Raw genomic sequence first — 5,899 nt, forward strand, 5'->3', positions numbered from 1 at the left:
CTGTCGGCGCCAGCGCCGCCATTGATGAGGTCGTCGCCGGCCAGGCCGGAGATCACATTGGCCGCCGTGCTGCCGGTCAGCGTGTCACCAAAGCCAGAGCCGGTCAGGTTCTCGAAGGCTGAGAGCGTGTCGCTGCCAGCGCCAATGGTGTTTTGAGCCGCCGTCGTCGCAAGGCTCACCGTGATGGCCGCGGCCGCGTGCTCGTAGCTCAGCGTATCGATGCCGGCGCCGCCGTTCAGGACGTTGTTGCCGCCATCGCCCTCGAGGGTATCGTTCTGCGCGGAGCCGAGAAGTCCCTCGATGCTGGAGAAGGTGTCGCCTTCGGCATCGCCGCCTTGGGCAAGACCGGTCATCAGGCTGACATTCACGCCAACCGCCGATGCCGCATAGCTGGCCGTGTCGGTACCAGTGTCGCCGATGAGCGTATCGGCGCCGCCGAGACCCGCCAAGGTGTTGTTGCCGGTGTTGCCGGTGATCACGTTGGCGAGCGCATTGCCGGTGCCAGCCAGGTTGGCTGTGCCGGTCAGCGTCAGGTTCTCGACGCTTCCAATGACGTGCACAGCATCGGAAAGGCTGAAGGCAATCGACGAGCGAACCAGATCGGTGCCATCGCCGCCGGTCTCGTCCACGATGTCGCCGGTGTTGTCGACGACGTAGGTGTCATTGCCTGTGCCGCCCACCATGGTGTCGGCGCCAGCGCCGCCATTGATGAGGTCGTCGCCGGCCAGGCCGGAGATCACATTGGCCGCCGTGCTGCCGGTCAGCGTGTCACCAAAGCCAGAGCCGGTCAGGTTCTCGAAGGCTGAGAGCGTGTCGCTGCCAGCGCCAATGGTGTTTTGAGCCGCCGTCGTCGCAAGGCTCACCGTGATGGCCGCGGCCGCGTGCTCGTAGCTCAGCGTATCGATGCCGGCGCCGCCGTTCAGGACGTTGTTGCCGCCATCGCCCTCGAGGGTATCGTTCTGCGCGGAGCCGAGAAGTCCCTCGATGCTGGAGAAGGTGTCGCCTTCGGCATCGCCGCCTTGGGCAAGACCGGTCATCAGGCTGACATTCACGCCAACCGCCGATGCCGCATAGCTGGCCGTGTCGGTACCAGTGTCGCCGATGAGCGTATCGGCGCCGCCGAGACCCGCCAAGGTGTTGTTGCCGGTGTTGCCGGTGATCACGTTGGCGGGCGCATTGCCGGTGCCAGCCAGGTTGGCTGTGCCGGTCAGCGTCAGGTTCTCGACGCTTCCAATGACGTGCACAGCATCGGAAAGGCTGAAGGCAATCGACGAGCGAACCAGATCGGTGCCATCGCCGCCGGTCTCGTCCACGATGTCGCCGGTGTTGTCGACGACGTAGGTGTCATTGCCTGTGCCGCCCACCATGGTGTCGGCGCCAGCGCCGCCGTCGAGAGTATCGCCACCTGCATGCCCATTAAGGGTATCGTTGCCGCCGAGCCCAAGAATGATATCGGCTTCCGGGGTTCCATTTAAGGTCTGAGCAGCGTTGGTACCGGTTATCGTTTGCCCAGGAACATCCGTCACCGTCACCGCGATTGCCTGATTGTCGACGAGGGTGCCATCGGAGACTTGGACCGTGACGTAGTATACGTTGTCGGCGTCGCTGTCGGTCGGTGTCTCGAAGTCTGGCGCATTCTGGAAAGTCAGAGCACCTGTGGTGGCGTCAATCTGGAACAGAGCGGCATCGGCACCACCGATGATCGAATAGGTGAATGTGGTCCCGGTGTCAGGATCAGCAGCCGTGACCGTTGTCACTGCTGTGCTGTTCTCAGCAACCGCGAGAAAAGCCGTGTCGCCCCCGCCGTTGGATGTGATAGCCGGCGACTCGTTAAGATTTGACACCGTCACCGCGATTGCCTGGTTATCGACGAGGGTGCCCTTCGACACCTGGACGATGACATCGTAGATATTGTCACCGCCGCTGTCGGCCGGGGTCTCGAAATCCGGAGCGGTCTGGAAACTCAGCGCGCCTGTCGTAGAATCGATTTGAAACAGAGCGGCGTCGGCGCCGCCGCTGATCGAGAAGTGTAGGGTCGCCCCGCCATCAGGATCAGTGGCCGTTACCGTCGTCACCACTGTGCTGTTCTCAGCGACGGCGAGGGCCGCGGTGTCACCTCCGCCGTTCGAGGTAACGATTGGCGGCGCATCGTTATCGTAGATGAATCCAAACAATTTCGGACCACCGTCTATAGTGTAGCCCGACGAAGGTTGCAGCTCAACGGTAAAGCTGCGCTGATGGCCCTCTTGTATACTGTCGTCAACAGTTTGGAAGCTGATGCTTGCGGTCGATGATCCAGCGTCAAAGTGAATTTTCTGGATCGAACCGTCCGGGATATTTGCGCCGGTGAAATCGGAAAGTGTTGCGAACTCCGGTCCACCATTGGGATCATAGAAGTGAGTCGAATAGAAGACATCGAGCGGCTGCGAAATGTCGCCACTCTCGCGCGTGAAGGAGAAGACAAGGGTACCCCCCTCCACCACGGCATCCAAACTGTTGACATGGTGAACTATCGCGGGGACGTCAGTGGGACCGCCGACATCGGTCACGCTGACGGCAATAGCCTGACTATCAGCCAGCGAGCCGTCGGAGACCTGCACGGTCACGTCGTAGACGTTGTTGCCGTCACTGTCGCCAGGTGCCTCGAAGTCTGGTGCGTTTTGGAAACTCAAAGCACCTGTCGCAGCGTCAATCTGGAAGAGAACGGCGTCGGCGCCGCCGCTGATCGAATAGCTAAGCGTAGTTGCAGCGTCAGGATCGGTGGCCATCACCGTCGTCACCACTGTGCTGTTCTCGGCAACCACGAGCGAGGCCGCGTCGCCCCCGCCGTCCGAGGTGATCGCCGGCGCTTCATTTGCGTTCGTGATGCCGATCTCGACAACCTGCTGGTCGACGGCGCCGGCGCTATCGGTGACGACGACGTTCACGGCGTAGTAGTTGTCGAAGTTTCCGCCATTCAGGTTCGGATTCTCGAAGTCGGGTGCAGTGACGAACGAGAGCACGCCAGTGGTTGGATCAATTGTAAAAAGATTGCCATCCGGATTGATATCGGGTGGTCCAGAGATCGAGTAAGTCAGAGCGTCGCCCGCATCGGGATCATTTGCTGTGACGGTGGTGACAATCGTTATGTTCTCCGGCCTGAAGATCGTGACGTGATCCCCGCCGCCCTCGGAAGTTATTGCGGGAGCCTCGTTCTGATTGGCCACGGTTACGGCTACGGATTGGCTGTCGGTATTCGCACCGTCGGAAGCCTGCACAATGACGTTGTAAACACCATCGCCGTCAGCGTCTGTCGGTACCTCGAAATTGGGCGCGGCCTGGAAGCTCAGCGCTCCCGTCGAAGCATCAATCTGGAATAGGCCGGCATCGGCACCGCCGCTGATCGAATAAGTGAATGTGGTCCCGGCATCAGGATCAGTGGCTGTGACCGTTGTCACCGTTGTGCTGTTCTCGGCGGTAGTAACCACGGCCGTATCGCCGCCGCCGTTGGAGGTGATAGTCGGCGACTCGTTTTGGTTGGTGACCGCCACTGCGATTGCCTGATTGTCCACAAGAGTGCCATCGGAGACTTGCACCGTCACGTCGTAGACATTGTTGCCACCGCTGTCGCCGGGCGTCTCGAAGTCTGGCGCGGCCTGGAAGCTGAGCGCCCCAGTCGTGGCGTCAATTTGGAACAAAGCGGCATCGGCACCGCCGCTGATCGAATAAGTGAATGCGGTTCCAGTATCGGGATCGGTGGCCGTTACTGTCGTCACCGCTGTGCCGTTCTCAACAACCACGAGAGAGGCCGCGTCGCCCCCACCGTCCGAGGTGATCGTCGGCGGTCCGCTGTTGGCCGCTGGCACGATGTCAAGCGTAGCAGATCCGCCGACACTCCCGCCGTGGCCATCGCTCACAGTGTAGGAATAGGAAACATCCGATCCGTCATTGGCAACGGGCGTGTAGCTCCAAGTCCCGTCGCCATTGTCTACCAGCGAGCCGGCGCCGGAGCCGATGGCCAGGTTGGAGGCCGTAAGGTTGTCGCCGTCGACGTCGCTGGCATTGGCCAGCAATTCGGCTTGAGTGATGAGCCGTGCACCCGAACCCTGGCTTATCGGCGCAAGGACCACCGTCGAAGTGATGGGGGTATCGTTGACGGGAGTGATATCGAGATTGGCGGACCCTGAAATGCTACCGCCATGGCCGTCGCTGATGGTGTATGAATAGGAGACGTCCGTGTCGTCATTGGGAGCCGGTGTGAAGCTCCAGGTGCCGTCGCCATTGTCGACCAGCGAGCCGGCGCCCGACGTTATGGTTAGGCCAGAGGCAGTGAGGCTGTCCCCCTCAACATCGGTGGAGTTGGTCAACAGATCGCTCTGTGAAATGAGCAGTGTGCCGGAATCCTCGGCGATCGACGACAGGTTCACCAGTGTAGCAGTGGGCGCATCATTACTGCCAACGATTGAGATGTCGATCTGCGCAGTGCTGGTCGCACCGTCGGCATCAACGAGCCTATAGGTAAATGAATCGGTCGCCACTACTCCTTCGGCGAGAGCCTGGGTGTCTAGATCACCGTCGTTGAGCGAATAGGTGTACTCGCCATTCACGTCAATTAAGAGCGTGCCATAGGTTCCGACAACTGAGGTTGCTCCGGAAATGGGCGTGAATGCACCGCCTAGGGCCAAAGCTCCGACTCTCGCTCCGTTGATCGCCAACGTATCGCCCAAGCTTTGGTCCGCATCGGTGTCGTTGCTCAGCGCGTTTCCCGTAGTTGTGGCATCGCCGGCCGTGCCGTTGGCTACACCTCCTGCCTCAACCACGTTGTCCGAAGAGTTGGTGTCATTCACGCCCACCGGCGCGTCGTTAATGATCTCAGCTCCCGAGAAGGTCCCATTCGAGAAGGCGAACTTTTCGACGTTCGATACGATGTCAGAGCCGTCCACTCCGGTTTTGTCGGTGATTGTATAAACGCCGTTGGAAACACTGATCGAGTAGTTCGTCCAAGGCCCTGTGAAGACGACAGTGTCATCACCTCCGCTGCCATCAATTGTATCGTTACCGCCCGATCCAGAGAGGACGTTGGCAAAGCCGTCGCCTGTCAAAGAATCGTTGCCGCTGCCTCCAACCACTCCTTCGAAATTGCGGATCGTATCCTCTGCAACTCCCCCTACAATCACTTGGGTGTCCGCCGAACCGTTCAGCGTCACGACGATTGCGTCGGTTCGACCGCTGTAGCTGACGATGTCTTTCTCGGGCCCCGCATCAGTTCTGGACCCGCCATCCAAGACGTCATTGCCCAGCCCACCGTCGATGACATCATTAAAGGCTGTCCCGATAATTTCGTTTGCGCCCGCGTTCCCTGTCAGGTTGAGCCCATATGACAGACCGCTTGCGTCGACGTTCAGCGCGGTTGTAGCGGCAGTGCTGCCATTTGCGTCAGAAATGACAACTTCCTCGATCGAAGAGATTCCCGCACGCAGCGTAAGCCTATCGTTGGCTATAGTGCTCGCGAAACGTATGGTGTCGAAGCCGTCGCCGCCGTCGATTGTTTCTCCTAGAGCATAGTGAGTGGAGCGCTCAACAATGACCGCGTCATTGCCGCTGCCGCCGTAGATCGTGTCGACGCCCTGATCCCCGAAGATTCGATCGTTGCCCCCGTTTCCGGAGATGACGTCATTGTCGCCGCCACCGTGAAGTTCATCATCACCGGCATCACCATACAGTTGATCATCGCCAAGGTCGCCAAACAGTATGTTGACCGCGGTGTCGCCACCATTCCCAAGCCCATCGACGCCGCCAATGAGGGTGTCGGCGTCATCGCCGCCATGCAGCGTATCGCCACCCAACCCGCCAACGAGCGTGTCCATGCCTTCGTCGCCGTTCAGGGTGTCGTCGTCGCCCTCGCCATACAATTGGTCAC

General features: G+C 60.1%; 1 protein-coding gene. It reads right to left on the bottom strand.

Annotated elements, in window-relative coordinates; genetic code table 11:
• The coding region (locus EN862_RS00115; RefSeq protein ID WP_193771557.1) for a cadherin domain-containing protein at nucleotides 1–5,899 on the bottom strand (5,899 nt) is incomplete at both ends.

Origin of the sequence: Mesorhizobium sp. M2E.F.Ca.ET.219.01.1.1 (genome assembly GCF_004016445.2) — a bacterium.
In the GTDB taxonomy this organism is placed as follows: Bacteria; Pseudomonadota; Alphaproteobacteria; order Rhizobiales; family Rhizobiaceae; genus Mesorhizobium.